The sequence below is a fragment of the Streptomyces anandii JCM 4720 genome (assembly GCF_014650655.1).
Classification (GTDB): domain Bacteria; phylum Actinomycetota; class Actinomycetes; order Streptomycetales; family Streptomycetaceae; genus Streptomyces; species Streptomyces anandii.
Map to the genome: position 1 here is coordinate 84,609 of NZ_BMVJ01000006.1, position 582 is coordinate 85,190.

General features: G+C 69.8%; 1 pseudogene. It reads right to left on the bottom strand.

The window, feature by feature from the left end:
- Nucleotides 1-296: 296 nt before the first annotated feature.
- Nucleotides 297-582 (bottom strand): annotated as a pseudogene (locus IE249_RS37105) (recombinase RecQ); the annotation flags it as partial.

Here is a 582-nt window from a genome sequence, read left to right on the forward strand (position 1 = left end):
AATCCGAAGGTCACGTTCCTCCCTTCGGCTACGCGCCCACACTGCGGGCGGGGTCGGATTCGGGGGAGCGCACACCGCAGCAGAGCCCTACCTGATCACGGACGAGCCGTGCGGGGAGCGGAGTTCAATTCTTCCTGTCGAACTGGGATGCGGCAACGAGCAATTGAAGCCGCCGACCCTTATCGGATGACCCGTGGCTTATATCCCTACCCAGTGTGCCGCCGCGCGACGCATGGGAAGGCGTCCGGCTCATGCTGACCTTGTCCCGCGCGGCTGGAGCGAACACCCGCGCGTGCTCAGCCCTGAACGGCCAGTACCAGCGGCATCACCCCCTGTGCGCCGGCCCTCCTCAGCAGCCGGGCGGCGACCGCCAACGTCCAGCCGGTCTCGGTGTAGTCGTCGACGAGCAGGACGGGCCCGGGGCTGTCGGCGAGGGCGGACGCCAGCGCCGGCGGCACGGTCAGCGCCCCGTCGAGAGCCTTGAGACGCTGGGCGCTGTTGCTCCGGTGCACCGGGTTCGTGTCGCCGGTGTACTCCACGGCGCCCAGCAGCGGCAGCCGGCCGACCTCGGAGATGTGCGCG